Raw genomic sequence first — 25,921 nt, forward strand, 5'->3', positions numbered from 1 at the left:
GGGGAACCCGCGCCTTCCGCCTGGCGTTGACCAGTACGGGAGGGTCCACTGGACATGGGGTACCCCCGGACCGGAGTCCGGGGGAGGACCGCCACCGAGCAAAGGGTTCCCCTGCCGCACCACTTGGAGGGCGTACCGTGCACCGCCGGCACAACGGGCTGAGGACCGCCGTACTCCTCGGAGGGCTCTCGGCCCTCATCATCGTCATCGGCAGCTTCTTCGGACGGACGGGGCTGATCGTCGCGCTCGTCGTGGCGGTCGGCACCAACGCGTACGCCTACTGGAACAGCGACAAGCTGGCCCTGCGGGCCATGCGCGCCCGCCCGGTGAGCGAGTTCGAGGCCCCCGCGCTCTACCGGATGGTGCGTGAGCTCTCCACCCAGGCGCGCCAGCCGATGCCCCGGCTCTACATCTCGCCCACCCAGGCGCCCAACGCCTTCGCCACCGGACGGAACCCGCGGAACGCGGCCGTCTGCTGCACGGAGGGCATCCTCGCGATCCTCGACGAGCGCGAGCTGCGCGGGGTCATCGGCCACGAGTTGAGCCATGTCTACAACCGCGACATCCTGATCTCATCGGTAGCCGGCGCGCTGGCCTCCGTGGTCATGTTCCTGGTGAACTTCGCCTGGCTGATCCCGGTCGGCCGGTCCAGCGACGACGACGGGCCGGGGCTGCTCGGCATGCTCCTGATCATGATCCTCGGCCCGGTCGCCGCCTCCGTCATCCAGCTCTCCATCAGCCGGTCCCGTGAGTTCCAGGCGGACGCGTCGGGTGCCCAGCTCACGGGCGACCCGCTGGCCCTGGCCAGCGCGCTGCGCAAGCTCGACGCCGGCACGAAGCAGCTCCCGCTGCCGCCCGAGCCGCGGATCGAGACCGCGAGCCACATGATGATTGCCAACCCCTTCGGAGGGGGGAAAGGCGTTTCGAAGATGTTCTCGACGCACCCGCCGATGGCGGAGCGCATCGCCCGACTCGAACAGATGGCAGGTCACCGCCCGTGAAGACAATCCTGAACGTCATCTGGCTGATCCTGTGCGGCTTCTGGATGTTCCTCGGCTACATGCTGGCCGGCGTCCTGCTGTGCATCACGATCATCGGCATCCCCTTCGGACTCGCCGCGTTCCGGATCGGGGTCTACGCCCTCTGGCCCTTCGGCTACACCGTCGTGGACCGCCACGACGCGGGCGCCCCGTCCTGCGTGGGCAACGTGCTGTGGCTGATCCTCGCGGGCTGGTGGCTCGCGCTCGGCCACATCACCACCGGCATCGTCCTCTGCATCACGATCATCGGCATCCCGCTGGGCATCGCGAACTTCAAGCTGATCCCGGTCTCGCTGCTGCCGCTGGGCAAGGAGATCGTCCCTTCCGAGCAGGCGTACGGCTACACCGTCTAGCGCCCGCCCCCCGCGTACCGGGAAGGGGCGGCCGAGGCCGCTGCGGCCCGCCCCGTCATGATCATGCGCATGGGTTCGATACGGAGACTCGAAGGCAGCCGGGTGTCGCTGACGCTCGGCACCGGCGCACTCACCCTCGCGGGAGCCGACGGCGGGGCCGGTGTGCGTACCGGTTCGCGCACCCGTACGCGCACCGGTACGCGGTCCGGTTCGCGTACCGACGGGATCACCGTCATCCCGCTCGCCGCCGTCGCCGAGACCCGCGTCGCCGAAGCTCCGGGGTCGGCCCTGGAGATCGTGCTCACCGACGGTGAGGTCCATCGCGTCGAAGGCGTCCCCGAGGCCGCGTCCGCCTCCTTCGCCGCCGCGCTCGCCGACGCCCTGCCCGAGCGGCGCGACCCGGCCGGCGGCGCCCTGGTCACCCGCCCCGCCGTCCGCCGCGGCCGCTGGTACCGGATCGCGGTCGTCGCGGCCATCGCCCTCGCCTACGCCGGCTACGCCGCCTGGGCCGACGACATCCCCGGCGAGCGCGATCCGGGCGTGATCACCGGACTCTTCCCGCTCTTCGTCGGCCTGTCCGTCTGCCTCCTCGCCGTCGAGGAGGTGCTCCGCCGGACTCGTCTCGCCCGGCACGGCGTCACCACGGACGCCGAGCGGGTCGGGGGCGACGACGCGCGTCCCCGGTACTACTTCAACGACGCCGCCGGCGTCCCGCGCCCGTACACAGGCTCAGGTTCCGGATCCGGTACGGCACCCACCCTCACCGTCGTCTACGACCCGCGCCGGCCCGACCGGGCCGCCCACGAAGCCCCGGTCGCGGCGGTGATCCGCAAGGTGGCGCTGCTCCTGGCCGGTGGGGGCCTCCTGCTCTGGCTCGGGGCGTGGCTCGCGTTCGGCCCCGGCCGGCCCTGAGGGGAGACGGGCGGTCGGAGCCCCGAGCCGCCCACCCCCTCACGTACCGGTGTGCCGCCCCCGGCTGACCGCGTACGCGACCGTACCGACCGCGAGGACGCCGACGCCGGCCAGGACGGAGGCGGGCGGCAGCGCGAACGCCAGCGCCCCGCAGCCCGCGAGGCCGGTCGCGGCGAGCACCTGGTTCGAGCGCCCCCGGGAGCGCCCCAGCGTCCAGGCGGAGGCGTTGGCGATGCCGTAGTAGACCAGGACGCCGAAGGACGAGAAGCCGATCGCGCCCCGCACGTCCACCGTGGCCGCCACCACGGCCACCACCGCGCCCACTGCGAGCTCGGCCCGGTGCGGGACCTGGGAACGGGGATGCACGGCGGCCAGCCCCGACGGCAGGTGCCGGTCCCGGGCCATCGCCAGGGTCGTACGGGAGACGCCGAGGATCAGCGAGAGCAGCGAGCCCAGGGCCGCGACGGCCGCGCCGACCGTGACCACGGGGACCAGCCACCCGGCGCCCGCCGCCCGGGCCGCGTCGGCCAGCGGTGCGGGGGAGGCGGCGAGGGCCTGCGGCCCGAGGACGGCGAGGACGCTCACCGCCACCGCCGCGTAGACGGCCAGCGCGATGCCGAGGGCGAGGGGCACGGCGCGCGGGATGGTCCGGGCCGGGTCGCGCACCTCCTCGCCGAGCGTGGCGATCCGCGCGTACCCCGCGAAGGCGAAGAAGAGCAGCCCCGCCGCCTGGAGCATCCCGCTCGCCGTCACCTCGCCGTCGAGCGCGAGCCGCCCGGGGTCGACCGCTCCCGAGTTCAGCGAGGCGACGACCACGGCCGCCAGGACGGCCAGGACCAGCGCCACGATCGCCCGGGTCAGCAGGGCGGACTTCTGCACACCGCCGTAGTTCACGGCCGTCAGCGCCACCACGGCGGCGACCGCCACCGCGTGCGCCTGCCCGGGCCACAGGTACGCCCCGGCCGTCAGCGCCATCGCCGCGCACGAGGCCGTCTTGCCGACGACGAACGCCCAGCCCGCCAGGTACCCCCAGAACGCCCCGAGACGTTCGCGACCGTACACATAGGTGCCGCCGGAGGCGGGGTACAGGGCGGCGAGCCTGGCCGAGGCCATGGCGTTGCAGTACGCGACGACCGCAGCGACGCCGAGGGCCGGGAGCAGCCCGGCTCCGGCCGCCTCGGCCGCCGGGCCGAGCGCGACGAAGATCCCGGCGCCGACCATCGAGCCGAGCCCGATGACGACGGCGTCGAACACCCCGAGGGTGCGGCGCAGTCCCTGTGTCATGCACCGCACACTACGGGCCCCGCAACCGCGCCCGGCGCCCCCGGCGTCCTCTTCGGCATGAACGTCATCAGCTGGATCGTCCTGGGCCTCCTCGCGGGCGTCATAGCCAAGGTCCTGCTCCCGGGCCGCGACCCGGGCGGTCTCATCGGCACGACCGTCATCGGCATCGCCGGCGCGTTCGTCGGCGGCTGGCTCTCGTCCACGTTCCTCGACCGTCCGATCACCACCGGCTTCTACGACACGGCCACCTGGCTCTCGGCCATCGGCGGCGCGCTGGTGCTGCTGATCGCGTACCGGATCCTCTTCGGCCACTCGCGCTCGCGCTGAGTCCGCGAGCGGGCGCGGCCCCGGGGGGCGGGCGTGGCCCCGGAGAGCCCTAGAGGCGGGCGTGGCCCGGGAGCGAGCGCCCTAGAGACCCGTCTCCCGCAGCGTGATGTTGAGCCGCCCGGTCAGCCCGAGGTCCGGATCGGCCGTGCCGGGAAGGACTTTGGGCACGCCGTGGTACGCGAGGCGCGAGGGTCCGCCGAAGACGAAGAGATCCCCGGACGACAACTCCACGTCCGTGTAGGGCTTCCCGCGGGTTTCGGTGTTCCCGAACCGGAACACGCAACGGTCGCCGAGGCTCAGCGACACCACCGGCGCACCGGACCGCTCCTCCTTGTCCTGGTGCAGCCCCATCTTCGCGCCCGCGCCCGCGTCGTAGAAGTTCACGAGAGCCGCGTCGGGCGCGAAGCCGCCGTCGTCCCCGTAGACCTCGGCGACCGCTCGCCGTCCCAGCGCTCGCAGCCAGTCGGGCAGTTCGAGATCGACCGTTTCCAGATAGCGGTACGGGACCCAGCGCCGCCCGAGGCAGAGCGAGCGCACCGACATCACCCCGCCGCCCGGCAGCACGGTGTGCCGGTACGGGACGGGCCCGCGCCCCCACTCACGGCAGGCGGCCACCAACTCCCGCTGCCGTTCCGGGGGGAGCCAGCCGGGGACGTGCACGGCGCCGGGGGCGATCTCCGCGCGCTCGCGCGGAAAGAGCGCGTCCATCACACGGCCCGCTCCAGGCCGAGCAGCCGCTCCTTGCGCTCCAGGCCGGCCGCGTAGCCGCGCAGACCGCCGTCCGCGCCGATGACGCGGTGGCAGGGCCGCACCACGAGCAGCGGGTTGCGCCCGATCGCGGTGCCGACGGCCCGCACCCCGGCCCCGGAGGACCCGACCGCCCGGGCGATGTCCCCGTACGAGACGGTGGCGCCGTACGGGATCTCCTCCAGGGCGCTCCAGACGCGCCGCTGGAACTCCGTACCGCTCTGCGCGAACGGGATGTCGAACCGCTCCCGCCGGCCCGCGAAGTACTCGTCGAGCTGCCCGGCGATCTCCTGGAAGACCTCGGGCGCGTGCCGCCAGCCGTCCTCGACGGCGGCACCGCCCTTCTGCCCGGGCAGCGACAGCGAGACCAGCGCGGTCCGCCCGCCGTCCTCGCCGCCCCGCCCGACGAGCAGCATCCGGCCCAGGGGCCCGTCGACGTACGCGTACACGGTCATGGCGGTTCCTCTCCTCGCGCTCACCACTCGTCCAGTGTGCGAGGCTCGCCCGCCCGAGGGCTGGCGGTATTCGGACACGCAGCTGGTGAGGCTACCGGTAGTTCACGAACTGGATCGCGAAGTCGAAGTCCTTGCCCTTGAGCAGCGCCTGCACGGCCTGCAGGTCGTCCCGGCTCTTCGAGCTGACCCGCAGCTCGTCGCCCTGGACCTGTGCCTTGACGCCCTTGGGGCCCTCGTCGCGGATGGCCTTCGCGACCTTCTTGGCGTTCTCCTGGGAGATGCCCTCCTCGATCGTGGCGAAGATCTTGTACTCCTTGCCGGAGAGCTGCGGCTCACCCGCGTCCAGCGACTTGAGCGAGATCCCGCGCTTGATCAGCTTGGTCTCGAAGATGTCGAGGATCGCCTTCACGCGCTCCTCGCCGTTCGCCTGCATGAGGATCTTCTCGCCCGACCAGGAGATCGAGGCGTCGGTGCCCTTGAAGTCGTAGCGCTGCGAGATCTCCTTCGCGGCCTGGTTGAGGGCGTTGTCGACCTCCTGCCGCTCGACCTTGGAGACGATGTCGAAACTGGAGTCGGCCATGACGTGTGGCTCCTTGCTCGGATGCGATGCGGTTGCGTGGCGTACGGCGCCAAGCCTAGTCATCGGATCGCGTCCGAACCGCTGATCAATCCGGTGGCGAAGCACCCCGGAGGATCAGGTATCGTTTACGTCGTTGCCACGGAGCACCGCCGAAAAGCGGCTCCGAGCAGCGACATCCCATGGCGGTGTGCCCGAGTGGCCAATGGGAGCGGACTGTAAATCCGTCGGCTTAGCCTACCCAGGTTCGAATCCTGGCGCCGCCACGCGATAAGAACGGCCCCTGATCAGCGGAAACGTTGATCAGGGGCCGTTCTGCTGTGCGTGGAGCGATGAGTTCCGGGGGCGTCGGGGGTCATAGATGGCGAGACCGATGCCGAGGAGGGCTTCTGATGCGCAGCGTGACCTACGGGATGAACGTCTCGCTCGACGGCTACATCGTCGGGCCCGACGGGGGCTTCGACTGGGGCGGCCCCGACGCGGAGGTCTTCCGCTTCTGGATCGACGACATCCGGGAGGTCGGCGTCCATCTGATGGGCCGGCGGCTGTACGAGACGATGCTGTACTGGGAGACCGCCGAACAGGACGCCGAGCTCGACGACGCCGAGCGCGAGTGGATCTCGGTCTGGAATCCGCTTCCGAAGGTGGTGTTCTCCACCACGCTCTCCGAGGTGCGGGGCAACGCCCGCCTGGCTTCCGGGAGTGTGGCCGAGGAGATCGAGCGGCTGCGGGCCGAGCCGGGGGAGGGCGAGATCGCGATCGGCGGCGCGACCCTCGCCGCCCAGGCGGCCGCCGCCGGGCTGATCGACGAGTACCGGGCCATGGTCTACCCGGTGTTGGTCGGCGGCGGCATCCCGTTCTTCCCCCGGGACGAGCGCCGGGTGGACCTCGAACTCGTCGAGTCCCGCACCTTCGGGCCGAGGGTCGTCTACCTCCGCCACCGCGTGGTGCGGTAGCGGAGGCAGCCGGGTGCGGGGCTACTCGCCCGCCACCGCCTTCACCGCCACCGTCACCGGAGTGGAGCCGCCGATCAGTTCCAGCGTCAGGCCCGCCGTGCCCGGGGTGTCGAGGAGTTCGGACAGGACCGCCGCCACGTCGTCGCGGGGGATCGGGCCGCGGCCCGTCGAAGCCTGGAGGTGGACCAGGCCCGTGCCCGCGTCGTTCGTGAGCATGCCGGGGCGCAGGATCGTCCAGTCCAGACCCCTGCGGGCGCGTACGGAGTCGTCTGCCGCGCCCTTGGCGCGCAGGTAGGCGTCGAAGACCTCGTCGCCCTCGTGGGCGGAGTCCGCGCCCATCGAGGAGACGACGATGTACCGGCGTACGCCCGCCCGTTCAGCCGCGTCCGCGAAGAGCACCGCGGCCGCGCGGTCCACCGAGTCCTTGCGGTCCAGGCCGCTTCCCGGTCCCGCGCCGGCCGCGAAGACCGCCGCGTCGGCGCCCTGCAGTGCCGCGGCGACCTCCTCCACCGTCGCCGACTCCAGGTCCAGGACGATCGGCTCCGCACCCGCCGCGCGCAGGTCGTCGGCCTGTTCGGGTCTGCGGATGAGCCCCGCCGGCTCGTGTCCCGCCGCCGAGAGCAGGCGCTCCAGGCGAAGGGCGATCTGACCGTGTCCTCCAGCGATGACAATGCGCATACTCACGACCGTACGACGGGACCGGCCGGAGGGCTTCCCGGCTCCGGGCGTTCCGGCCGTGCCTGGCGCGGCAGATCGAGCGCCGCCGCCGAGTCGCAGTACTCACGGACCGCGCTGGTCCGGGCCACCACCCGCCCCCGGTGCACGACGATCCGGCTGTACGCGAGGGACAGCACGCCCGAGAGGCGTTCGCCGCGCACGGCGAGCAGTTCGGCGGGGAACCCGGCCTCCACCCGTACCTCGGTCAGCCCCATCGCCGTACGCGCCGCCGCGCTCACCGCCCCGTACGCGTCCTCCGCCGGCAGCCCGCCGAGCGAGGCCAGCAGATAGGCGGCCTCCAGCGGGTCCCCGCGCCCCACCGGGTTGGAGACGTCCCGCAGCGCTCCACCGCCGGCCGCGAGCCGCACGCCCGCGGCCCGCAGCAGCCGGACCGGTGCCGTCCCGCGCCGCTCCGTCGCTCCGCAGCCGCCCTGCGGCAGGCAGACGACCGTCACGCCGGCCGCAGCCAGCTGGTCCGCGGCCCGCCGCCCCACGTCCGACGGGAGCCGGGAGAGCCCCGCGCACGGGCCGATCGTCACTCCGGGGCGCAGTCCGCCCGCCATGGCCGCGAACCGGGCGAGCCGCGCCGGGTCGTCCGCGTCCGTGTGCAGGTCCACCGGGCAGCCCTGCTCGGCCGCCACCTCCAGGACCGCCTCCACGTACCCGGCCGGGTCGGGGTCGAGGTCCGGGCAGCCGCCCACCACGCTCGCGCCCATCTTCACCGCGTCCCGCAGCATCGCGAGGCCGTCCGCGCCGGCCGCGCCCGTCAGGAGGCGGGGCACCGCGACCGCGGTCAGGTCCACCAGACCGCGCAGTGAGCGCCGGGCCTGGAGCACCGCCTCGAGCGGGCCGAGCCCGTGGACGTCGCCGATCCGGACGTGCGCGCGCTGCGCGGTGGCGCCGTGGCCGAGCTGGAGCAGCGCGGCCTCCGTGGCCCGCCGCTGGACCTCCTCGGGGGCGTACGAGACCGGGCCCGGGGTGTCGGCGCTGAGGGCGGTGTCGGCGTGGGCGTGCGGCTCGGCGGGCGCGGGGAGCAGCAGATAGCCGGCCAGGTCGACGCGGGCGCCGACGGCCGTCAGGCTGCCCGCCGTTCCGACGGCCTCGATCCGGCCGCCGCCGAGCCGGACGTCCACCGTCCGGCCGTCGGTGAGGCGGGCGTTGGAGAGCAGGAGCGAGGTGGAGTCGGCGGTGGCAGCGGACCGGTCCTCGGGCGGCGGCTGGGGCTGCTTGCTGTCGGCTGACATCGGGCTCCTCAAGGCTCCTCAAATTCAAGCTCAAGATCAAGATCACGCAGCGTGGGGCCGAGCCTAGGGGCGGTCCGGCCGCCCTTCGAGGAGGAGCGCAATAGTCGTACTGATGAGGCCACGAGTGGCGTACCTGGGGCGCGCGAGTGGCCCACGGGGCGGGGGTGGCAGGCCCGCGCGCGTGCCCGTCTGTGGGGGCCTCGAAACGGATTTGGGCGATCGGCGGAGGAGCGTGTAATGTCTTCATCGCTCGCCCCAATAGCTCAGTCGGTAGAGCGTCTCCATGGTAAGGAGAAGGTCTACGGTTCGATTCCGTATTGGGGCTCTGGTGAGAAGGAACCCGCCTCCCGGCGGGATCCGGACCATCAAAGCGGTGTAGCTCAGTCGGTAGAGCAAGCGGCTCATAATCGCTGTGTCACCGGTTCAAGTCCGGTCACCGCTACAGACAGTAGCCGATTGTGGGGTCGGTCCTGCGATCGGCTACTCTTCTATGCGTTCATCCGTCCATCCGTCCGTCAAGGAGCACTCACGTGGCTGCCACCGACGTCCGCCCGAAGATCACGCTGGCCTGCGTGGAGTGCAAGGAGCGGAACTACATCACCAAGAAGAACCGGCGTAACAACCCGGACCGTCTTGAGATGAAGAAGCACTGCCCTCGCTGCAACTCGCACACCGCGCACCGCGAGACGCGTTAATCAGGCTCGTACACGAGGCCGTCCCCACCAGGGGGCGGCCTCGTGTCGTTTGTCGGCAACAAATCCAGGAGGTATCGAGTCCATGGCGCTCGACCAGTCCTTCGTGGGCCGGACCTATCCGCCCACCACGCCCTACGAGGTCGGACGCGAGAAGATCCGCGAGTTCGCCGAGGCGATCGGCGACGCGAATCCCGCGTATGTCGATCAGGAAGCGGCGAAGACGCTCGGTCACCCCGATGTGATCGCTCCGCCGACCTTTGTGTTCGCGATCACGTTCAAGGCGGCCGGGCAGGTCGTCGAGGACCCGCAGCTGGGCCTGGACTACGACCGCGTCGTGCACGGCGACCAGAAGTTCGTGTACACCCGGCCGGTGCGGGCGGGGGACCGGCTCTCGGTCGTCTCGACCATCGAGGCGATCAAGACGATGGCCGGCAACGACATCCTGGACATCCGCGGCGAGGTCCACGACGAGACCGGCGAGCACGTCGTGACCGCCTGGACCAAGCTCGTCTCGCGCGCGCCCGAGGAGGCCTGAGTCATGGCAGCGAAGATCGCTTACGACGAGGTCGAGGTCGGCACCGAGCTGCCGGCGCAGTCCTTCCCCGTGACGCGCGCCACGCTGGTGCAGTACGCGGGCGCCTCCGGGGACTTCAACCCGATCCACTGGAACGAGAAGTTCGCGCGCGAGGTCGGCCTGCCGGACGTCATCGCGCACGGCATGTTCACCATGGCCGAGGCGATCCGGGTCGTGACCGACTGGGTCGGCGACCCGGCGGCCGTCGTCGAGTACGGCGTGCGGTTCACCAAGCCGGTGATCGTGCCGAACGACGACGAGGGCGCGGTGATCGAGGTCGGCGCCAAGGTCGCGGCGAAGCTGGACGACGGGCTGGTCCGGGTGGACCTGCTCGCGAAGTCGGCCGGGCAGAAGGTCCTGGGCGTGTCCCGGGCCGTGGTCAGGCTCGCGTAGCCGCTTGCGGGGGCGGGTGACCGGCTCCGGGAGTCGGTGCCCCGGTCCGGGGGTCGGGTGGCCGCGGAGAGCGGCCGCCCCCAGCATCCCGAGGCGCGGCGGCCGCACCGGGCCGTCCCCGGAACGCCCCGGAGACCCGGAAGGACAGCCGACTCGCCCAGGTGTGACGCCGGCGCCGGGGCGTTCGCGACCCGGGGTGTGGCGAATACCCGGGGTGTGGCGAATACGGGGGGCGTGGCGACACGGGGGCTGTTGGCCCCGGCGGAGCCGGCCTCGCGCGACGACCGCGCCCGGCGAGCCGGCCTCCGCGCACGCGGGCCTGCCCGCGTCCCCGACCCGCCTTCGGCGCGTGGGGGACGTCCGCGCACCGGCGTCCCCGGCCTCCCCGGCCCGGGTTCGGCGGTGCGGGGGCGGGTCGGCGTCTGGGGCGCACGGGCGGTGCTCCCGGGGCGAGGGGCCGGGAGGCCCTCGACCCGTGAGCGAGGGCTTCCCGGGCTCTCGCCCCAGGCCGGGGGACCGGGGGCGGGTCGGGCCTCCGGCTCGCGGGTGCTCGCCTCGGGCAGAGGGTCCGCCCCGGTGGGGCCGCGGGGCCGGGCTCCCAGCCGGTACCGGCTGGGAGCGGCGTCGGGGGACGGACCGCCCCCAGCCGTATCGCATGGCCTACGCAATGCGCCCCGTACTCTTGAGCGCGTGCAGGAACTCCACGACGCTCCCCTCGCCCCCCTGACCACCTTCCGGCTCGGCGGGCCCGCGGTCCGGCTTGTCACGGCGACCACCGATGACGAGGTGATCGCCGTCGTCCGTGCGGCGGACGCCGCCGGGACGCCGCTGCTCGTCGTCGGCGGCGGGTCCAATCTGGTCATCGGCGACAAGGGGTTCGACGGGACCGCGCTGCGCATCGCGACCAAGGGCTTCGCGCTCGACGGGACCACGCTGGAGCTCGCCGCCGGCGAGGTCTGGACCGACGCCGTGGCGCGGACCGTCGAGGCGGGGCTCGCCGGGATCGAGTGCCTCGCCGGGATCCCCGGCTCGGCCGGAGCGACGCCGATCCAGAACGTCGGCGCGTACGGCCAGGAGGTCTCCGCCACCATCACCGAGGTCGTCGCCTACGACCGCCGGGCCGACGAGACCGTCACCCTCGCCAACGCCGACTGCGCGTTCTCCTACCGTCACAGCCGCTTCAAGGCCGACCCGGAGCGCTACGTCGTGCTGCGCGTCCGCTTCGAGCTGGAGGACGCGGCGGGGCTCTCCGCGCCGGTCAAGTACGCGGAGACCGCCCGCGCCCTCGGCGTCGAGGCCGGTGACCGCGTCCCGCTCGCGCAGGCCCGGGAGACCGTCCTGAGGCTGCGCGCCGGGAAGGGCATGGTCCTGGACCCCGACGACCACGACACCTGGTCGGCCGGCTCCTTCTTCACCAACCCGATCCTCACGGCGGCCCAGTACGAGACCTTCCTCGCCCGCGTCGCCGAGCGGCTCGGCGACGACGTGACCCCGCCGGCCTTCCCCGCGGGAGCGGACGGCGACGTCAAGACGTCCGCCGCCTGGCTCATCGACAAGGCCGGCTTCACCAAGGGCTACGGCTCCGGCCCCGCCCGTATCTCCACCAAGCACACCCTCGCCCTCACCAACCGGGGCGAGGCCACCACCGAGGACCTCCTGGCGCTCGCCCGCGAGGTCGTCGCGGGCGTACGGGACGCGTTCGGGATCACGCTCGTCAACGAGCCGGTCACCGTGGGCGTCAGCATCTGAGCGGGTCCGTGGAACCCTCCGGGTTCCCCAGGTTGTCGAGTGGGTGACAGGCTCCCGGGAAGCGGGGCCGCACCGCTCGCCGAGGGGGAGTCGTGGAGGGGACGGGCCCACCGGAGCTCATCGAGCTCGGCGAGCGCACCGAGCTCACCGAGTCCGCCGGCTTCGAGGAGTTCGCCGTGTCGGCGTACGCCTCGCTCCTGCGCACCGCCCGGCTCCTGACCGGCGACCCGCACGCCGCCGAGGACCTCGTCCAGGCCGCGCTGGTCAGGGTCTATCTGCGCTGGGGCGGCTCGGCGGGCTGGGAATCGCCCCGGGCGTACGCCCGGAAGGTCGTCGTCAACCTCTACGCGACCTGGCGCCGCCGTCGCTGGCACACCGAAGTCGTACGCCCCGCGCACGACGGCGCGCCCGCGCCCGGAAGCGACGACATGGCCGGCGGCGCCGACGCGCGCCTCGAACTCGCCCGCGCCCTCGCCGCCCTGCCCCGCGCACAGCGCGCGGTGGTGGTGCTCCGCTTCTACGAGGACCTGTCCGTGGAACAGACGGCCGAGCTGCTCGGCTGCTCGCCCGGGACGGTCAAGAGCCGGACCAACAGGGCCCTGGCACGGCTGCGCGCCGCGGGCGCGCTCGCCGGTTACGCGGGAAGGGGCATGTGATGGACGACTCCGACGCACTACTGAGGCTGAGGCGTGGGCTGCGTGATCTCGCCGGCGGCGACCGGGAGGCCGGCGCCGGGCCCGCGCCCGTCGCCACCGTCGTGGCACGGGGACGGCGCATCCGGCACCTACGGCGCTCGCTCGCGGCAGGAGCGGCCACGCTCCTGGTGGCCGGCGGCTCCGTCCTCGTCGTCGGAGGGAAGGACGGTCCGGCTCCGCCCTCGGGCCCGACCGCGGGGCCGGTCACCCCCACCCGTCCGTACGACGGGAAGTACGCGCCCCAGCCCCCGTCCGGCGCCCACGACCCCCTGGACACCGGGCCGAGGCGGCCGGTCGAGGGCGTCCGCTACCGCTACGACCTCTCCGCCGTCTGCGACCTCCGGTACGCCGTCTTCGGCGGCCGGGTCTGGGAGCTGGCCGACGAAGGATCGTCGGTCGCGGTGCAGTGGGCGGACGACCGCACGCGGGGCTTCATGAGCTGGACGGACGGACGGCGGTCACGATCGGAGCCGGACACGGCCGTCTTCGAGACGGAGACACCCGCCGCGCTGCCCGCACTCCGCTTCCGGCCGCTGGCCGGACCCGCGCCGGAGTGCCTCGGCGCGGAACCGGAGCGGCGGTACGGGGACGCCCCCGCCGCCACCCTCGGCCCCGAGCGCCCGGAGCGGAACGTCCGCTACCCGTACGACATGACCAAGGAGTGCGGGACGCGCTACGCGGTCTTCGCGGGCCGTCTGTGGCGCGCCCGGAGTGAGGGGCGGACGGAGACGCACGTCGACTGGGCGAACGAACTTCCGCTGGCCGCCTTCATGACCCTGACCTCCGAGCGGACGGCGGTGCTGGAGTGGCCCGCCGGGGCCGAGGAGACCCCGAGGACGACCACGTACGGCCCGGTGGAGGCCCGGGGTGACGACTGCGGGTAGTCGCCGCCGCGTGCCCCCGCCCTTCAGTACGCCACCCCCACGGCCTGCTTGACCGTGGCCGGGTCGGCGAGCGTCGCCAGCATGGCGTGGGCGACGTCCGCGCGGGCCAGGGTGCGGCCGCGGGGCGGGGTGCCGCCGACGACCGTGCGGTAGCGGCCGGTGACGGGCTTGTTCGTGAGCTTGGGCGGGCGTACGGAGGTCCACTCCGTGGCGCTCGCCGCGAGCTCGCCCTCCATCACGCGCAGGTCCGCGTAGACGTCCTTGTACAGGGTGTTGATGATCGGGAGCACGGCCTTCTCGATGATCGACTGGCCGTCCGGGACGGGGCCGAGCGGCGCGGCGCTGACCACGACGAGGCGCCGGACGCCCTCGGCGTCCATGGCGGCGAGGACCGAGCGCGTGAGCTTCGCGGCGACGCCGGCGTCCGCGCGGGTGCGGGCGCCGAGCCCGGAGAGGACCGCGTCCTTGCCGGCCACAGCCGCGCGCAGCGCGTCGGGGTCCGCCAGGTCCGCGCGGTAGACGTCCAGGCGCTCGCCCGTGACCCCCGTGACGGCGAACCGCGTCGGGTCCCGTACGACGGCCGTCACGTCGTGGCCTTCGGCGAGGGCCTGGCGGACGATCTCCCGGCCGACTCCGCCGGTCGCTCCAAAGACGGTGAGCTTCATGTCACGCCTTCCTGAGGAGGGTGGGTAAGTGTTTACTCACCCCTAGGGTGGGTGGGTACTCACTCACCCGTCAAGTGTGTTTGGAGCATGCATGGAACAGAAGCCGACCCGCGTCCGGATCATCGACGCGGCCCACCGCCTCATGCGCACCGCGGGCCTGGCCCGCACGACGACGAAGGAGATCGCCAAGGAGGCGGGCTGCTCGGAGGCGGCGCTCTACAAGTACTTCCCGAGCAAGGAGGACCTGTTCGTCACTGTCCTCAACGAACGGCTGCCCCAGCTCGGCGGGCTCCTCGGCACCCTCGTCACCGACCCCGGCGGCCGCGGCGTCGAGGAGAACCTCACCGAGATCGCCCGCCAGGCCGCGCTCTTCTACGAGCAGACGTTCCCGATCGTCGCCTCGCTGTACGCCGAGCCGAGCCTCAAGCGGCGCCACGACGACATCCTGCGCGAACTCGGCGTCGGCCCGCACCGGCCGATCGAGGGGGTCGCCGCCTACCTCCACTCCGAGCAGCAGCACGGCCGCATCGGCCCCGCCGCGGACCCGCTCGCCGCCGCCTCACTGCTCCTGGGCGCCTGTGCCCAGCGCGCGTTCGCCTGGGAGATGACCGCCGACGGCCGACCCCCGCAGGACGTCGACACCTTCGCAGCCTCCGTCGCGCGCACGCTCATGGCGGGCATCGGGCCCTAGGCGGCCGCCGGAACCGCCAGCCAGTCGTCGACGCCCGAGAGGAGCTTCTCGCGGACGTCCTCGGGCGCCGCCGAGCCGCGGATCGACTGGCGTGCCAGCTCGGCCAGCTCCACGTCCGTGAAGGCGTGGTGCCGGCGGGCGATCTCGTACTGCGCCGCGAGCCGCGACCCGAAGAGCAGCGGGTCGTCCGCGCCCAGGGCCATCGGGACGCCGGCCTCGAAGAGCGCGCGCAGCGGGACGTCCTCGTGCTTCTCGTAGACCCCCAGCGCCACGTTCGACGCCGGGCAGACCTCGCAGGTCACGCCCTTCTCGGCGAGCTTGCGCAGCACCCGGGGGTCCTCCGCCGCCCGTACCCCGTGGCCGATCCGTGCCGCCCTGAGGTCGTCCAGGCAGTCCCGTACCGACGCCGGACCCGTCAGCTCACCGCCGTGCGGGGCCGCGAGCAGACCGCCCTCGCGGGCGATGGCGAAGGCGCGGTCGAAGTCGCGGGCCATGCCGCGGCGCTCGTCGTTGGAGAGCCCGAAGCCGACCACGCCCCGCTCCGCGTACCGCACCGCGAGCCGGGCGAGCGTACGGGCCTCCAGCGGGTGCTTCATCCGGTTCGCCGCCACCAGGACCCGCATTCCGAGCCCCGTCTCGCGCACGGCCGCGTCGACCGCGTCGAGGATGATCTCCATCGCCGGGATCAGTCCGCCGAGCAGCGGGGCGTACGAGGTCGGGTCGACCTGGATCTCCAGCCACCCCGAGCCGTCCCGCACGTCCTCCTGGGCCGCCTCGCGCACCAGACGCTGGATGTCCTCGGGCTCCCGCAGGCAGGAGCGGGCGATGTCGTACAGCCGCTGGAAGCGGAACCAGCCGCGCTCGTCGGTGGCCCGCAGCTTCGGCGGTGTGCCGCTGCTCAGCGCCTCCGGGAGATGGACGCCGTACTTGTCCGCGAGCTCGATGAGCGTGGTGGACCGCATCGAGCCGGTGAAGTGCAGATGCAGATGCGCCTTCGGCAGCAGGCCGATGTCGCGGACGGCCTGACCGGAAGGGCGCTCGGAAACGTACGGGGAAACGTGCTCGGAAACGTGCTCCATTGAAGGATCTTGCCGCACCCGAATGGCCGAACACAGCCCCTTTCCCCGATCGGGACCTTGCTAGAACGTAAAAACGGGCCCCCGGTTCCGGAGAACCAGGGGCCCGTGGGGGAGCGCGGGACTAGTCGCGCGCCTCCGCCAGCAGCTTCTGGATCCGGGACACGCCCTCCACCAGGTCCTCGTCGCCCAGCGCGTACGAGAGCCGCAGGTAGCCGGGGGTGCCGAAGGCCTCGCCCGGGACGACCGCGACCTCGGCCTCGTCCAGGATCAGCGCGGCCAGCTCGACCGAGTCCTGCGGGCGCTTGCCGCGGATCTCCTTGCCGAGCAGCCCCTTCACCGACGGGTACACGTAGAACGCGCCCTCGGGGGTCGGGCAGAGGACGCCCTCGATCTCGTTGAGCATCCGCACGATGGTCTGGCGGCGCCGGTCGAAGGCGCGGCCCATCTCGGCGACGGCGTCCAGGTTGCCCGAGACGGCGGCGAGGGCGGCCACCTGCGCCACGTTGCTCACGTTGGACGTGGCGTGCGACTGCAGGTTCGTCGCGGCCTTCACGACGTCCTTCGGGCCGATGATCCACCCCACGCGCCAGCCGGTCATCGCGTACGTCTTGGCGACACCGTTGACGACGATGCACTTGTCGCGCAGCTCGGGCATGACCGACGGCAGGGAGACGGCGGAGGCCCCGCCGTAGACCAGGTGCTCGTAGATCTCGTCCGTCAGCACCCACAGGCCGTGCTCGACGGCCCAGCGGCCGATGGCCTCGGTCTCGGCCTCGCTGTAGACGGCGCCGGTCGGGTTCGACGGGGAGACGAAGAGGACGACCTTGGTCTTCTCCGTGCGCGCCGCCTCCAGCTGCTCCACCGAGACGCGGTAGCCGGTGGTCTCGTCGGCGACGACGTCGACCGGGACACCGCCCGCGAGCCGGATCGACTCCGGGTACGTCGTCCAGTACGGGGCCGGGACGATGACCTCGTCACCCGGGTCGAGGATCGCGGCGAACGCCTCGTAGATCGCCTGCTTGCCGCCGTTGGTCACCAGGACCTGGGAGGCGTCGACCTCGTAGCCGGAGTCGCGCAGGGTCTTCGCGGCGATCGCGGCCTTCAGCTCGGGCAGACCGCCGGCCGGCGTGTAGCGGTGGTACTTCGGGTTCTTGCACGCCTCGACGGCGGCTTCGACGATGTAGTCAGGCGTCGGGAAGTCGGGCTCACCCGCGCCGAACCCGATCACCGGGCGCCCGGCGGCCTTGAGGGCCTTTGCCTTGGCGTCGACGGCGAGGGTCGCGGACTCGGAGATCGCACCGACGCGGGCGGAGACCCGGCGCTCGGTCGGAGGGGTAGCAGCGCTCATACGGCCATGCTCCCAGACCGCCTTTCCGTCCGGCACACAGGTTTCAGGGTGCGGACAGGACCGGTCATTCCCGGTCGTCCGAGGGCCCGCGAGCGCTCCGACGTGCTTTCTGTTCGACGCGGCGCTCATGAACACGTACACTCACTGCTCGTTGGCCCTCACCGACCACATCTCACGATGCGGTAGGTTGGGGAAGCCACAAAGGGTCGTAGCTCAATTGGTAGAGCACCGGTCTCCAAAACCGGCGGTTGGGGGTTCAAGTCCCTCCGGCCCTGCTACACACACCGCCAGGATGTGTGCGCATGTACGTACTTCGATGCACCGCCGTGCGGATCCACCCGGCACGGCACTGCCATGACCCGGGATCAGGTGAGAAGCGTGACGGACGCCGTGGGCTCCATCGACATGCCTGATGCCGAGGACGAGGCTCCGGACTCGAAGAAGAAGGCCCGTAAGGGCGGCAAGCGCGGAAAGAAGGGCCCCCTGGGCCGTCTCGCGCTCTTCTACCGCCAGATCGTCGCGGAGCTTCGCAAGGTCGTCTGGCCCACTCGCAGCCAGCTGACGACGTACACCACGGTAGTGATTGTCTTCGTTGTCATCATGATCGGCCTCGTGACCGTGATTGACTATGGCTTCCAGGAAGCAGTCAAGTACGTCTTCGGCTGACTTCTTGTTCCACCCCATCTGTAGCCAGGAAGAAGCAGCCACCGTGTCTGACCCGAACCTGAACGAGTCTGTTTCCGAGGACGAGCTCGACATCCTCGAGGCGGCCGACGAGGACCAGGCCGAGGCTGCTGACGCCGCTGCGGGCGAGGCTGCCGAAGAGGCCGCCCTCTCCGTCGAGGACGACACCGAGGAGTCGGACACCGACGTCGAGGCCGAGTCCGACGAGGACGTCGAGGCCGAGACCGAGCTGGAAGAGGCCGAGGAGGCCGAGGAGGAGCCCGCCGCTCCCGTCGACCCGATCCAGGCCCTCCGCGACGAGCTCCGCGGCCTGCCCGGCGAGTGGTACGTGATCCACACCTACGCGGGCTACGAGAAGCGCGTGAAGGCCAACCTCGAGCAGCGTGCCGTCTCGCTGAACGTCGAGGAGTTCATCTACCAGGCCGAGGTGCCCGAGGAAGAGATCGTCCAGATCAAGAACGGCGAGCGCAAGAACGTCCGGCAGAACAAGCTGCCCGGCTACGTGCTCGTCCGCATGGATCTGACGAACGAGTCCTGGGGCGTCGTCCGCAACACCCCCGGTGTCACCGGCTTCGTGGGCAACGCCTACGACCCGTACCCGCTGACCCTGGACGAGATCGTCAAGATGCTCGCCCCGGAGGCCGAGGAGAAGGCCGCCCGCGAGGCCGCCGAGGCCGAGGGCAAGCCGGCTCCGGCCCGCAAGGTCACCGTCGAGGTCCTGGACTTCGAGGTCGGCGACTCGGTCACCGTCACCGACGGCCCCTTCGCCACCCTCCAGGCCACGATCAACGAGATCAACGCCGACTCGAAGAAGGTCAAGGGCCTCGTCGAGATCTTCGGTCGCGAGACCCCGGTCGAGCTCAGCTTCGACCAGATCCAGAAGAACTGACCCTCACAGGTTTCCGACCAGGTCAGAGTGGCTCTCGCAGCCGCTCTGACCTGCTCGGTTTTTAGCCGCACCTCTATACCCGTTATCGTGGTGCGGTATGCCTCCATCCGGATGACCGGATCGGCGGCTGAACACTCTCACTAGGACCCGGAGAGAGCAATGCCTCCCAAGAAGAAGAAGGTCACGGGGCTTATCAAGCTCCAGATCAACGCTGGTGCGGCCAACCCGGCCCCGCCGGTCGGTCCCGCGCTGGGCCAGCACGGCGTCAACATCATGGAGTTCTGCAAGGCCTACAACGCCGCGACCGAGTCGCAGCGTGGCATGGTCGTGCCGGTGGAGATCACGGTCTACGAAGACCGCACCTTCACCTTCATCACCAAGACTCCGCCGGCCGCCAAGCTGATCCTCAAGGCCGCGGGTGTGGACAAGGGCTCCGGCGAGCCGCACAAGACCAAGGTCGCGAAGCTCACGGCCGCTCAGGTCCGCGAGATCGCCACGGTCAAGCTCCCCGACCTGAACGCCAACGACCTCGACGCCGCGTCGAAGATCATCGCCGGCACCGCCCGTTCCATGGGCATCACGGTCGAGGGCTGATCAGCCCCCTTGTGACCTCAGTGGTAGGGCCAGCGCCGGCCCGCACCACGACTCCACACACCTGAACCAACAGGAGAAGCAGTGAAGCGCAGCAAGGCACTCCGCGCCGCGGACGCCAAGATCGACCGGGAGCGCAACTACGCCCCCCTCGAGGCCGTCCGTCTGGCCAAGGACACCGCCGCCACCAAGTTCGACGGCACCGTCGAGGTCGCCTTCCGCCTGGGCGTCGACCCGCGCAAGGCCGACCAGATGGTCCGTGGCACCGTGAACCTCCCGCACGGCACCGGTAAGACCGCCCGGGTCCTGGTCTTCGCGACCGGTGACCGTGCCGAGGCCGCGATCGCCGCGGGCGCCGACATCGTCGGCTCCGACGAGCTCATCGACGAGATCTCCAAGGGCAACCGCCTCAACGAGTTCGACGCCGTTGTGGCCACCCCGGACCTCATGGGCAAGGTCGGCCGCCTCGGCCGCGTCCTCGGCCCGCGTGGTCTCATGCCGAACCCGAAGACCGGCACCGTCACCCCCGATGTCGCGAAGGCTGTCAACGACATCAAGGGCGGCAAGATCGAGTTCCGCGTCGACAAGCACTCGAACCTGCACTTCATCATCGGCAAGGTCTCCTTCGACGAGACGAAGCTGGTCGAGAACTACGCCGCGGCTCTGGAGGAGATCCTCCGTCTGAAGCCGTCCGCCGCCAAGGGCCGCTACATCAAGAAGGCGACCCTGACGACGACGATGGGCCCCGGCATCCCGCTGGACTCCAACCGCACCCGCAACCTCCTCGTCGAGGAGGACCCGGCCGCGGTCTGAGCCCACACGGCTCACTGAGTGGTCAGCCGGCCCCCGCCCCCTCTTCGGAGGGGCGGGGGCCGGCTTTCTTCGTACGAGGTCGTACGGAGCCCGTGCCGAGCCGTCGCGCGGGCTGTCAGGCGCCCCAGGGGGCCCAGGGGGCTCAGGGCGCCCCGGACGCGCCCGTCACGCGGGCGGCGAGGCCCTCGCGGGCTCGGCGAGGGCTGAGCCGTACGGGCGGATTTGCTCCGTGCCGCAGGCGTCGCGTACTCTTCCGGAGAAGCCAAAGACCGCTGGTCGTTGCCGTGCTCCTGTGAGGGGCCGGTGGCCGAAGGATTCGCTGAGATGCGAACGACCCGCGCAGGTGATCGTGGAAGAGTTCCCGGATGTCATTCGGTCGAGCTGAGCCCCGTGCGCCTGCGCCGGGGCCGTTTTGTTTGATCAGCCCCTTCTGAGCGGTCCTCATCACCCGGAAGGAGGCCGACGCTCTATGGCAAGGCCCGACAAGGCTGCCGCGGTAGCCGAGCTTGAGGACAAGTTCCGCAGCTCGAACGCCGTCGTGCTGACCTCGTACACGGGGCTCACCGTGGCGCAGCTCAAGACGCTGCGTCGTTCGCTCGGTGAGAACGCCCAGTACGCCGTGGTGAAGAACACGCTGACCAAGATTGCGGCCAACCAGGCCGGGATCGCGTCGCTCGACGACCAGCTCGCTGGTTCGACCGCGGCCGCCTTCGTCACCGGTGACCCGGTGGAGTCGGCGAAGGCTCTGCGTGACTTCGCCAAGGACAACCCGAACCTCGTCATCAAGGGCGGTGTCCTTGATGGCAAGGCGCTGACCGCCGACGAGTTCAAGAAGCTTGCGGACCTCGAGTCCCGCGAGGTTCTGCTCAGCAAGCTGGCCGGTGCCTTCAAGGGCAAGCAGTCCCAGACTGCTTCGCTCCTCCAGGCGCTGCCGTCGAAGTTCGTCCGCACCGCGGAGGCGCTTCGCGTCAAGCTCGCCGAGCAGGGCGGTGCCGAGTAATTCGGCTCGCGCACTGATCGCCGCCCGCTAGGGCGACGGTCGCAGCGGGCCGAAAGTACGCCCGCCTCTACATACATCCGGCACCTGCCGAATTAGTGGAAGGATCGCCCATCATGGCGAAGCTCTCTCAGGACGACCTCCTCGCCCAGTTCGAGGAGATGACCCTCATCGAGCTCTCCGAGTTCGTGAAGGCCTTCGAGGAGAAGTTCGACGTCACCGCCGCCGCGGCCGTCGCCGTTGCCGGCCCCGCCGTCGGTGGCGCTGCCCCCGAGGCCGCCGAGGAGCAGGACGAGTTCGACGTCATCCTCGAGGGTGCGGGCGACAAGAAGATCCAGGTCATCAAGGTCGTGCGTGAGCTCACCTCCCTGGGTCTGAAGGAGGCCAAGGACCTCGTCGACGGCACCCCGAAGCCGGTTCTCGAGAAGGTCGCCAAGGAGGCCGCGGAGAAGGCTGCCGAGTCCCTCAAGGCCGCCGGCGCCTCCGTCACGGTCAAGTAAGTCCCTGCGGGTCTCCTGACCCGCTCAGGCGCCTCTCAGGCGCCTCGCCAAGGGCGATCACCCATCCGGGTGGTCGCCCTTCGGCGTGCCCGGGGCCGGGCGTGGCGACGGGTGTGAGAGCCGTCGTCGGCGGAGTATGGTGATCTTCGCCGTGCGCTCCCGCTGACCGGGGGGCCTTGACGAACCGCACGCAGCGCGCAATTCTCAGGACGCGTCGTCACAACGATCCGTATCCGAGGCATGGATCGACGACGGAACGGGCAGTATCGAGGTGCGCCGCACGGCGCGAGGTACCGCGGAGTTGAGAACAACGAGGGTTGCGAAAAACTCGCCCTGGACATCAGTGGGCCAACTGGCTACACTGACCCTTTGCGCTGCCTGTTAGCTGCCCCCTGCCCGTCACCTGGGGCATACCTTCGCGAGAGCATTGTCGGCAGACCTGACCTGACCTGGCCTTTTGGTCATATCGGGAAATGTCTGTCCCTCTGCGTCGCTGGGGACCGGTACGCGCGTAGTGAGTCCGAGCCCTCGGAAGGACCCCCTCTTGGCCGCCTCGCGCAACGCCTCGACCAATACGAACAACGGCGCCAGCACCGCCCCGCTGCGCATCTCCTTTGCAAAGATCAAGGAGCCCCTCGAGGTTCCGAACCTCCTCGCGCTGCAGACCGAGAGCTTTGACTGGCTGCTCGGAAACGCCGCCTGGAAGGCTCGCGTCGAGGCCGCTCTCGAGTCGGGACAGGACGTCCCCAGGAAGTCGGGTCTGGAGGAGATCTTCGAGGAGATCTCTCCGATCGAGGACTTCTCCGGGTCGATGTCGCTGACCTTCCGCGACCACCGCTTCGAGCCCCCGAAGAACTCGATCGACGAGTGCAAGGACCGTGACTTCACGTACGGCGCCCCGCTCTTCGTCACGGCCGAGTTCACCAACAACGAGACCGGCGAGATCAAGTCCCAGACGGTCTTCATGGGCGACTTCCCGCTCATGACGAACAAGGGCACCTTCGTCATCAACGGCACCGAGCGTGTCGTGGTCTCGCAGCTGGTCCGTTCGCCGGGCGTCTACTTCGACTCCTCCATCGACAAGACGTCCGACAAGGACATCTTCTCCGCCAAGATCATCCCGTCCCGGGGTGCCTGGCTGGAGATGGAGATCGACAAGCGCGACATGGTCGGTGTCCGCATCGACCGCAAGCGCAAGCAGTCCGTCACCGTCCTCCTGAAGGCGCTCGGCTGGACCACCGAGCAGATCCTGCAGGAGTTCGGCGAGTACGAGTCCATGCGCGCCACCCTGGAGAAGGACCACACCCAGGGCCAGGACGACGCGCTGCTCGACATCTACCGCAAGCTCCGTCCGGGCGAGCCGCCGACCCGCGAGGCCGCTCAGACGCTGCTCGAGAACCTCTACTTCAACCCGAAGCGCTACGACCTCGCGAAGGTCGGCCGCTACAAGGTGAACAAGAAGCTCGGCGCGGACGAGCCGCTGGACGCCGGTGTCCTGACCACCGACGACGTCATCGCCACGATCAAGTACCTGGTCAAGCTCCACGCGGGCGAGACCGAGACGATCGGCGAGTCGGGCCGGGAGATCGTCGTCGAGACCGACGACATCGACCACTTCGGCAACCGTCGTCTGCGTAACGTCGGCGAGCTCATCCAGAACCAGGTCCGCACGGGTCTGGCTCGTATGGAGCGCGTCGTGCGTGAGCGCATGACCACTCAGGACGTCGAGGCGATCACGCCGCAGACCCTGATCAACATCCGGCCGGTCGTCGCCTCCATCAAGGAGTTCTTCGGCACCAGCCAGCTGTCGCAGTTCATGGACCAGAACAACCCGCTGTCGGGTCTGACGCACAAGCGTCGTCTCTCGGCGCTGGGTCCCGGTGGTCTGTCCCGTGAGCGGGCCGGCTTCGAGGTCCGAGACGTGCACCCGTCCCACTACGGACGCATGTGCCCGATCGAGACCCCCGAAGGCCCGAACATCGGTCTGATCGGTTCGCTCGCCTCGTACGGCCGCGTCAACGCGTTCGGCTTCATCGAGACGCCGTACCGCAAGGTCGTCGACGGCCAGGTCACCGACGAGGTCGACTACATCACGGCCGACGAAGAGGACCGCTACGTCATCGCCCAGGCGAACGCGACCCTGAACGACGAGCTCCGCTTCACCGAGCCGCGCGTCCTGGTCCGCCGCCGTGGCGGCGAGGTCGACTACGTCCCGCCGACCGAGGTCGACTACATGGACGTCTCGCCGCGCCAGATGGTGTCGGTCGCGACGGCCATGATCCCCTTCCTCGAGCACGACGACGCCAACCGTGCCCTCATGGGCGCGAACATGATGCGTCAGGCGGTGCCGCTGATTAAGTCCGAGGCCCCGCTCGTCGGTACCGGCATGGAGTACCGCTGTGCCACCGACGCCGGCGACGTCATCAAGGCGGAGAAGGACGGTGTGATCCAGGAGGTCTCGGCCGACTACATCACCGTCACCAACGACGACGGCACGTACACCACGTACCGCATCGCCAAGTTCTCCCGCTCGAACCAGGGCACCTCGGTCAACCAGAAGGTCGTCGTCTCCGAGGGCGACCGGGTCATCGAGGGCCAGGTCCTCGCCGACGGTCCGGCCACCGAGAACGGTGAGATGGCGCTCGGCAAGAACCTGCTCGTGGCGTTCATGCCGTGGGAGGGTCACAACTACGAGGACGCGATCATCCTGTCGCAGCGCCTCGTGCAGGACGACGTCCTCTCCTCGATCCACATCGAGGAGCACGAGGTCGACGCCCGTGACACCAAGCTCGGCCCGGAGGAGATCACCCGGGACATCCCGAACGTCTCCGAGGAGGTCCTCGCCGACCTCGACGAGCGCGGCATCATCCGTATCGGTGCCGAGGTCGTCGCCGGCGACATCCTCGTCGGCAAGGTCACGCCCAAGGGTGAGACCGAGCTGACCCCGGAGGAGCGTCTGCTCCGCGCGATCTTCGGTGAGAAGGCGCGTGAGGTCCGTGACACCTCGCTGAAGGTGCCGCACGGCGAGACCGGCAAGGTCATCGGCGTCCGCGTCTTCGACCGCGAGGAGGGCGACGAGCTTCCCCCGGGCGTGAACCAGCTGGTCCGCGTCTACGTCGCCCAGAAGCGCAAGATCACCGACGGTGACAAGCTCGCCGGCCGTCACGGCAACAAGGGTGTCATCTCCAAGATCCTTCCGATCGAGGACATGCCGTTCCTCGAGGACGGAACGCCGGTCGACATCATCCTCAACCCGCTGGGTGTCCCGTCCCGAATGAACCCGGGACAGGTCCTGGAGATCCACCTCGGCTGGCTCGCCAGCCGCGGCTGGGACGTCTCCGGCCTCGCGGACGAGTGGGCGCAGCGCCTGCAGGCCATCGGCGCCGACCAGGTCGCCCCGGGCACCAACGTCGCCACCCCCGTCTTCGACGGTGCGCGTGAGGACGAGCTCGCGGGTCTGCTGCAGCACACGATCCCGAACCGCGACGGCGAGCGCATGGTGCTCCCCTCCGGCAAGGCGCGTCTGTTCGACGGCCGCTCCGGCGAGCCGTTCCCGGACCCGATCTCGGTCGGGTACATGTACATCCTCAAGCTCCACCACCTGGTCGACGACAAGCTGCACGCCCGGTCGACCGGCCCGTACTCGATGATCACCCAGCAGCCGCTGGGTGGTAAGGCCCAGTTCGGTGGCCAGCGCTTCGGTGAGATGGAGGTGTGGGCGCTGGAGGCTTACGGCGCCGCGTACGCCCTCCAGGAGCTGCTGACGATCAAGTCCGACGACGTGACCGGCCGCGTGAAGGTCTACGAGGCCATCGTCAAGGGCGAGAACATCCCTGAGCCCGGCATCCCCGAGTCCTTCAAGGTGCTCATCAAGGAGATGCAGTCCCTGTGCCTCAACGTGGAGGTGCTGTCCTCGGACGGCATGTCCATCGAGATGCGCGACACCGACGAGGACGTCTTCCGCGCAGCGGAGGAGCTCGGTATCGACCTGTCCCGGCGCGAGCCGAGCAGCGTCGAAGAGGTCTGACGGGAGTCCGGTACGGGGACTCGGTGCAACCCACT

At 70.6% G+C, this 25,921-nt stretch carries 28 protein-coding genes and 4 tRNA genes; 23 read left to right on the forward strand and 9 right to left on the reverse strand.

Annotation, left to right across the window (positions count from 1 at the left end; genetic code table 11):
• The first annotated feature begins 137 nt into the window (after window positions 1-137).
• The 3 genes from htpX (at window position 138) to ACZ3IJ_RS12630 (ending at window position 2,305) form a co-directional block, all read left to right on the forward strand.
• Window positions 138-1,001, forward strand: a complete 864-nt coding sequence (gene htpX, locus ACZ3IJ_RS12620) for a zinc metalloprotease HtpX (protein WP_391799014.1) — start codon at window positions 138-140, stop codon at window positions 999-1,001.
• Entirely contained in the window at window positions 998-1,393 is a 396-nt protein-coding gene (locus ACZ3IJ_RS12625) for a YccF domain-containing protein (RefSeq protein WP_352188335.1), read from the forward strand. The genes htpX and ACZ3IJ_RS12625 overlap by 4 nt, the downstream gene beginning before the upstream one ends.
• A 69-nt stretch (window positions 1,394-1,462) precedes the next feature.
• Complete coding sequence (locus tag ACZ3IJ_RS12630; RefSeq protein ID WP_467467689.1) at window positions 1,463-2,305, forward strand: hypothetical protein; 843 nt, start codon at window positions 1,463-1,465, stop codon at window positions 2,303-2,305.
• A gap of 39 nt (window positions 2,306-2,344) precedes the next feature.
• Here ACZ3IJ_RS12630 and ACZ3IJ_RS12635 read toward each other — a convergent pair whose 3' ends face one another.
• Window positions 2,345-3,589, reverse strand: a complete 1,245-nt coding sequence (locus tag ACZ3IJ_RS12635; protein WP_467467690.1) for an APC family permease — start codon at window positions 3,587-3,589, stop codon at window positions 2,345-2,347.
• A gap of 57 nt (window positions 3,590-3,646) precedes the next feature.
• On the opposite strand from ACZ3IJ_RS12635, the gene ACZ3IJ_RS12640 reads away from it, so the two are divergent.
• A complete protein-coding gene (locus ACZ3IJ_RS12640; protein WP_383168377.1) occupies window positions 3,647-3,916 on the forward strand; it encodes a GlsB/YeaQ/YmgE family stress response membrane protein in 270 nt (89 codons plus the stop codon).
• 81 nt (window positions 3,917-3,997) lie between these two features.
• Here the strand turns inward: ACZ3IJ_RS12640 and ACZ3IJ_RS12645 are convergent, their stop codons facing one another.
• The 3 genes from ACZ3IJ_RS12645 to ACZ3IJ_RS12655 all read right to left on the reverse strand — a co-directional run bounded on the left by ACZ3IJ_RS12645 (window position 3,998) and on the right by ACZ3IJ_RS12655 (window position 5,698).
• Window positions 3,998-4,624, reverse strand: a complete 627-nt coding sequence (locus ACZ3IJ_RS12645; protein WP_467467691.1) for an alpha-ketoglutarate-dependent dioxygenase AlkB family protein — start codon at window positions 4,622-4,624, stop codon at window positions 3,998-4,000.
• Window positions 4,624-5,118, reverse strand: coding sequence for a methylated-DNA--[protein]-cysteine S-methyltransferase (locus ACZ3IJ_RS12650; protein WP_467467692.1), 495 nt, complete (start codon window positions 5,116-5,118; stop codon window positions 4,624-4,626). The genes ACZ3IJ_RS12645 and ACZ3IJ_RS12650 overlap by 1 nt, the downstream gene beginning before the upstream one ends.
• 91 nt (window positions 5,119-5,209) lie before the next feature.
• On the reverse strand, window positions 5,210-5,698 hold the full coding sequence (locus ACZ3IJ_RS12655; protein WP_147980723.1) for a YajQ family cyclic di-GMP-binding protein: 489 nt from the start codon (window positions 5,696-5,698) through the stop codon (window positions 5,210-5,212).
• A 181-nt stretch (window positions 5,699-5,879) separates the two neighbouring features.
• Here ACZ3IJ_RS12655 and ACZ3IJ_RS12660 point away from each other — a divergent pair.
• Both ACZ3IJ_RS12660 and ACZ3IJ_RS12665 read left to right on the forward strand, forming a co-directional pair.
• Window positions 5,880-5,961: transfer RNA gene (locus tag ACZ3IJ_RS12660), tRNA-Tyr, on the forward strand.
• A gap of 126 nt (window positions 5,962-6,087) precedes the next feature.
• The gene (locus tag ACZ3IJ_RS12665; RefSeq protein ID WP_467467693.1) at window positions 6,088-6,651 is read left to right on the forward strand and encodes a dihydrofolate reductase family protein; all 564 of its coding nucleotides are present in this window, start codon (window positions 6,088-6,090) and stop codon (window positions 6,649-6,651) included.
• A gap of 21 nt (window positions 6,652-6,672) precedes the next feature.
• On the opposite strand, the gene ACZ3IJ_RS12670 is transcribed toward ACZ3IJ_RS12665, so the two are convergent.
• Window positions 6,673-7,329, reverse strand: a complete 657-nt coding sequence (locus tag ACZ3IJ_RS12670) for an NAD(P)H-binding protein (RefSeq protein ID WP_467467694.1) — start codon at window positions 7,327-7,329, stop codon at window positions 6,673-6,675.
• A gap of 2 nt (window positions 7,330-7,331) precedes the next feature.
• Entirely contained in the window at window positions 7,332-8,612 is a 1,281-nt protein-coding gene (locus tag ACZ3IJ_RS12675; protein WP_467467695.1) for an amidohydrolase family protein, read from the reverse strand.
• Window positions 8,613-8,864: 252 nt separating this feature from the next.
• On the opposite strand from ACZ3IJ_RS12675, the gene ACZ3IJ_RS12680 reads away from it, so the two are divergent.
• The 8 genes from ACZ3IJ_RS12680 (at window position 8,865) to ACZ3IJ_RS12715 (ending at window position 13,602) form a co-directional block, all read left to right on the forward strand.
• Window positions 8,865-8,937: transfer RNA gene (locus ACZ3IJ_RS12680), tRNA-Thr, on the forward strand.
• Between the two features lie 44 nt (window positions 8,938-8,981).
• Window positions 8,982-9,054, forward strand: a tRNA-Met gene (locus tag ACZ3IJ_RS12685).
• Between the two features lie 88 nt (window positions 9,055-9,142).
• Window positions 9,143-9,307 (forward strand): 50S ribosomal protein L33, encoded by a 165-nt coding sequence (rpmG, locus tag ACZ3IJ_RS12690; protein WP_003956487.1) that lies wholly within the window; start codon window positions 9,143-9,145, stop codon window positions 9,305-9,307.
• Between the two features lie 82 nt (window positions 9,308-9,389).
• Window positions 9,390-9,842, forward strand: a complete 453-nt coding sequence (locus tag ACZ3IJ_RS12695) for an FAS1-like dehydratase domain-containing protein (RefSeq protein WP_467467696.1) — start codon at window positions 9,390-9,392, stop codon at window positions 9,840-9,842.
• A 3-nt stretch (window positions 9,843-9,845) separates the two neighbouring features.
• Window positions 9,846-10,274, forward strand: a complete 429-nt coding sequence (locus ACZ3IJ_RS12700; RefSeq protein ID WP_467467697.1) for a MaoC family dehydratase — start codon at window positions 9,846-9,848, stop codon at window positions 10,272-10,274.
• Window positions 10,275-10,964: 690 nt separating this feature from the next.
• Entirely contained in the window at window positions 10,965-12,023 is a 1,059-nt protein-coding gene (locus tag ACZ3IJ_RS12705) for a UDP-N-acetylmuramate dehydrogenase (protein WP_467467698.1), read from the forward strand.
• A gap of 92 nt (window positions 12,024-12,115) precedes the next feature.
• A complete protein-coding gene (locus ACZ3IJ_RS12710) occupies window positions 12,116-12,679 on the forward strand; it encodes a SigE family RNA polymerase sigma factor (RefSeq protein WP_467467699.1) in 564 nt (187 codons plus the stop codon).
• Window positions 12,679-13,602 (forward strand): hypothetical protein, encoded by a 924-nt coding sequence (locus tag ACZ3IJ_RS12715; RefSeq protein ID WP_467467700.1) that lies wholly within the window; start codon window positions 12,679-12,681, stop codon window positions 13,600-13,602. Before ACZ3IJ_RS12710 ends, ACZ3IJ_RS12715 begins: the two co-directional genes overlap by 1 nt.
• A 23-nt stretch (window positions 13,603-13,625) precedes the next feature.
• Here the strand turns inward: ACZ3IJ_RS12715 and ACZ3IJ_RS12720 are convergent, their stop codons facing one another.
• Window positions 13,626-14,267, reverse strand: a complete 642-nt coding sequence (locus tag ACZ3IJ_RS12720) for an NAD(P)-dependent oxidoreductase (RefSeq protein WP_467467701.1) — start codon at window positions 14,265-14,267, stop codon at window positions 13,626-13,628.
• A 91-nt stretch (window positions 14,268-14,358) separates the two neighbouring features.
• Here ACZ3IJ_RS12720 and ACZ3IJ_RS12725 point away from each other — a divergent pair, with 91 nt between their 5' ends.
• Window positions 14,359-14,958, forward strand: coding sequence for a TetR/AcrR family transcriptional regulator (locus ACZ3IJ_RS12725; RefSeq protein WP_467467702.1), 600 nt, complete (start codon window positions 14,359-14,361; stop codon window positions 14,956-14,958).
• Here the strand turns inward: ACZ3IJ_RS12725 and ACZ3IJ_RS12730 are convergent.
• Window positions 14,955-16,037 (reverse strand): adenosine deaminase, encoded by a 1,083-nt coding sequence (locus ACZ3IJ_RS12730; protein ID WP_467467703.1) that lies wholly within the window; start codon window positions 16,035-16,037, stop codon window positions 14,955-14,957. The genes ACZ3IJ_RS12725 and ACZ3IJ_RS12730 overlap by 4 nt on opposite strands.
• Before the next feature lie 121 nt (window positions 16,038-16,158).
• Window positions 16,159-17,385: a pyridoxal phosphate-dependent aminotransferase gene (locus ACZ3IJ_RS12735; RefSeq protein ID WP_467467704.1), complete on the reverse strand. Its 1,227-nt coding sequence runs from the start codon at window positions 17,383-17,385 to the stop codon at window positions 16,159-16,161.
• Window positions 17,386-17,587: 202 nt separating this feature from the next.
• On the opposite strand from ACZ3IJ_RS12735, the gene ACZ3IJ_RS12740 reads away from it, so the two are divergent.
• The 8 genes from ACZ3IJ_RS12740 (at window position 17,588) to rpoB (ending at window position 25,886) form a co-directional block, all read left to right on the forward strand.
• Window positions 17,588-17,660 (forward strand) — tRNA-Trp (locus ACZ3IJ_RS12740).
• 103 nt (window positions 17,661-17,763) lie between these two features.
• Window positions 17,764-18,051 carry a preprotein translocase subunit SecE gene (gene secE / locus ACZ3IJ_RS12745; RefSeq protein ID WP_137993978.1) on the forward strand — a complete coding sequence of 96 codons (288 nt, stop codon included), beginning with the start codon at window positions 17,764-17,766 and terminating at the stop codon, window positions 18,049-18,051.
• A gap of 43 nt (window positions 18,052-18,094) precedes the next feature.
• Window positions 18,095-18,958, forward strand: coding sequence for a transcription termination/antitermination protein NusG (gene nusG / locus ACZ3IJ_RS12750; protein WP_467467705.1), 864 nt, complete (start codon window positions 18,095-18,097; stop codon window positions 18,956-18,958).
• Window positions 18,959-19,117: 159 nt separating this feature from the next.
• Window positions 19,118-19,552, forward strand: a complete 435-nt coding sequence (gene rplK, locus ACZ3IJ_RS12755) for a 50S ribosomal protein L11 (protein WP_015035536.1) — start codon at window positions 19,118-19,120, stop codon at window positions 19,550-19,552.
• 81 nt (window positions 19,553-19,633) lie between these two features.
• Entirely contained in the window at window positions 19,634-20,362 is a 729-nt protein-coding gene (gene rplA / locus ACZ3IJ_RS12760; protein WP_331912610.1) for a 50S ribosomal protein L1, read from the forward strand.
• Window positions 20,363-20,831: 469 nt separating this feature from the next.
• The gene (gene rplJ, locus ACZ3IJ_RS12765; RefSeq protein WP_362362192.1) at window positions 20,832-21,362 is read left to right on the forward strand and encodes a 50S ribosomal protein L10; all 531 of its coding nucleotides are present in this window, start codon (window positions 20,832-20,834) and stop codon (window positions 21,360-21,362) included.
• A gap of 113 nt (window positions 21,363-21,475) precedes the next feature.
• On the forward strand, window positions 21,476-21,859 hold the full coding sequence (gene rplL, locus ACZ3IJ_RS12770) for a 50S ribosomal protein L7/L12 (RefSeq protein WP_033202007.1): 384 nt from the start codon (window positions 21,476-21,478) through the stop codon (window positions 21,857-21,859).
• A gap of 544 nt (window positions 21,860-22,403) precedes the next feature.
• Window positions 22,404-25,886: a DNA-directed RNA polymerase subunit beta gene (rpoB, locus tag ACZ3IJ_RS12775; RefSeq protein WP_391798995.1), complete on the forward strand. Its 3,483-nt coding sequence runs from the start codon at window positions 22,404-22,406 to the stop codon at window positions 25,884-25,886.
• Window positions 25,887-25,921 lie beyond the last annotated feature (35 nt).

This window comes from Streptomyces sp. NPDC013317 (genome assembly GCF_055563155.1).

What these genes read in the sequence shown, in the direction of transcription:
- ACZ3IJ_RS12630 (WP_467467689.1), top strand. Translation starts at nt 1,463, where the DNA reads ATGGGTTCGATACGGAGACTCGAAGGCAGCCGGGTGTCGCTGACGCTC.
- ACZ3IJ_RS12635 (WP_467467690.1), bottom strand. Translation starts at nt 3,589, where the DNA reads ATGACACAGGGACTGCGCCGCACCCTCGGGGTGTTCGACGCCGTCGTC.
- ACZ3IJ_RS12640 (WP_383168377.1), top strand. Translation starts at nt 3,647, where the DNA reads ATGAACGTCATCAGCTGGATCGTCCTGGGCCTCCTCGCGGGCGTCATA.
- ACZ3IJ_RS12645 (WP_467467691.1), bottom strand. Translation starts at nt 4,624, where the DNA reads ATGGACGCGCTCTTTCCGCGCGAGCGCGCGGAGATCGCCCCCGGCGCC.
- ACZ3IJ_RS12650 (WP_467467692.1), bottom strand. Translation starts at nt 5,118, where the DNA reads ATGACCGTGTACGCGTACGTCGACGGGCCCCTGGGCCGGATGCTGCTC.
- ACZ3IJ_RS12655 (WP_147980723.1), bottom strand. Translation starts at nt 5,698, where the DNA reads ATGGCCGACTCCAGTTTCGACATCGTCTCCAAGGTCGAGCGGCAGGAG.
- ACZ3IJ_RS12665 (WP_467467693.1), top strand. Translation starts at nt 6,088, where the DNA reads ATGCGCAGCGTGACCTACGGGATGAACGTCTCGCTCGACGGCTACATC.
- ACZ3IJ_RS12670 (WP_467467694.1), bottom strand. Translation starts at nt 7,329, where the DNA reads ATGCGCATTGTCATCGCTGGAGGACACGGTCAGATCGCCCTTCGCCTG.
- ACZ3IJ_RS12675 (WP_467467695.1), bottom strand. Translation starts at nt 8,612, where the DNA reads ATGTCAGCCGACAGCAAGCAGCCCCAGCCGCCGCCCGAGGACCGGTCC.
- ACZ3IJ_RS12695 (WP_467467696.1), top strand. Translation starts at nt 9,390, where the DNA reads ATGGCGCTCGACCAGTCCTTCGTGGGCCGGACCTATCCGCCCACCACG.
- ACZ3IJ_RS12700 (WP_467467697.1), top strand. Translation starts at nt 9,846, where the DNA reads ATGGCAGCGAAGATCGCTTACGACGAGGTCGAGGTCGGCACCGAGCTG.
- ACZ3IJ_RS12715 (WP_467467700.1), top strand. Translation starts at nt 12,679, where the DNA reads ATGGACGACTCCGACGCACTACTGAGGCTGAGGCGTGGGCTGCGTGAT.
- ACZ3IJ_RS12720 (WP_467467701.1), bottom strand. Translation starts at nt 14,267, where the DNA reads ATGAAGCTCACCGTCTTTGGAGCGACCGGCGGAGTCGGCCGGGAGATC.
- ACZ3IJ_RS12725 (WP_467467702.1), top strand. Translation starts at nt 14,359, where the DNA reads ATGGAACAGAAGCCGACCCGCGTCCGGATCATCGACGCGGCCCACCGC.
- ACZ3IJ_RS12730 (WP_467467703.1), bottom strand. Translation starts at nt 16,037, where the DNA reads ATGGAGCACGTTTCCGAGCACGTTTCCCCGTACGTTTCCGAGCGCCCT.
- ACZ3IJ_RS12735 (WP_467467704.1), bottom strand. Translation starts at nt 17,385, where the DNA reads ATGAGCGCTGCTACCCCTCCGACCGAGCGCCGGGTCTCCGCCCGCGTC.
- rplK (WP_015035536.1), top strand. Translation starts at nt 19,118, where the DNA reads ATGCCTCCCAAGAAGAAGAAGGTCACGGGGCTTATCAAGCTCCAGATC.
- rplJ (WP_362362192.1), top strand. Translation starts at nt 20,832, where the DNA reads ATGGCAAGGCCCGACAAGGCTGCCGCGGTAGCCGAGCTTGAGGACAAG.
- rplL (WP_033202007.1), top strand. Translation starts at nt 21,476, where the DNA reads ATGGCGAAGCTCTCTCAGGACGACCTCCTCGCCCAGTTCGAGGAGATG.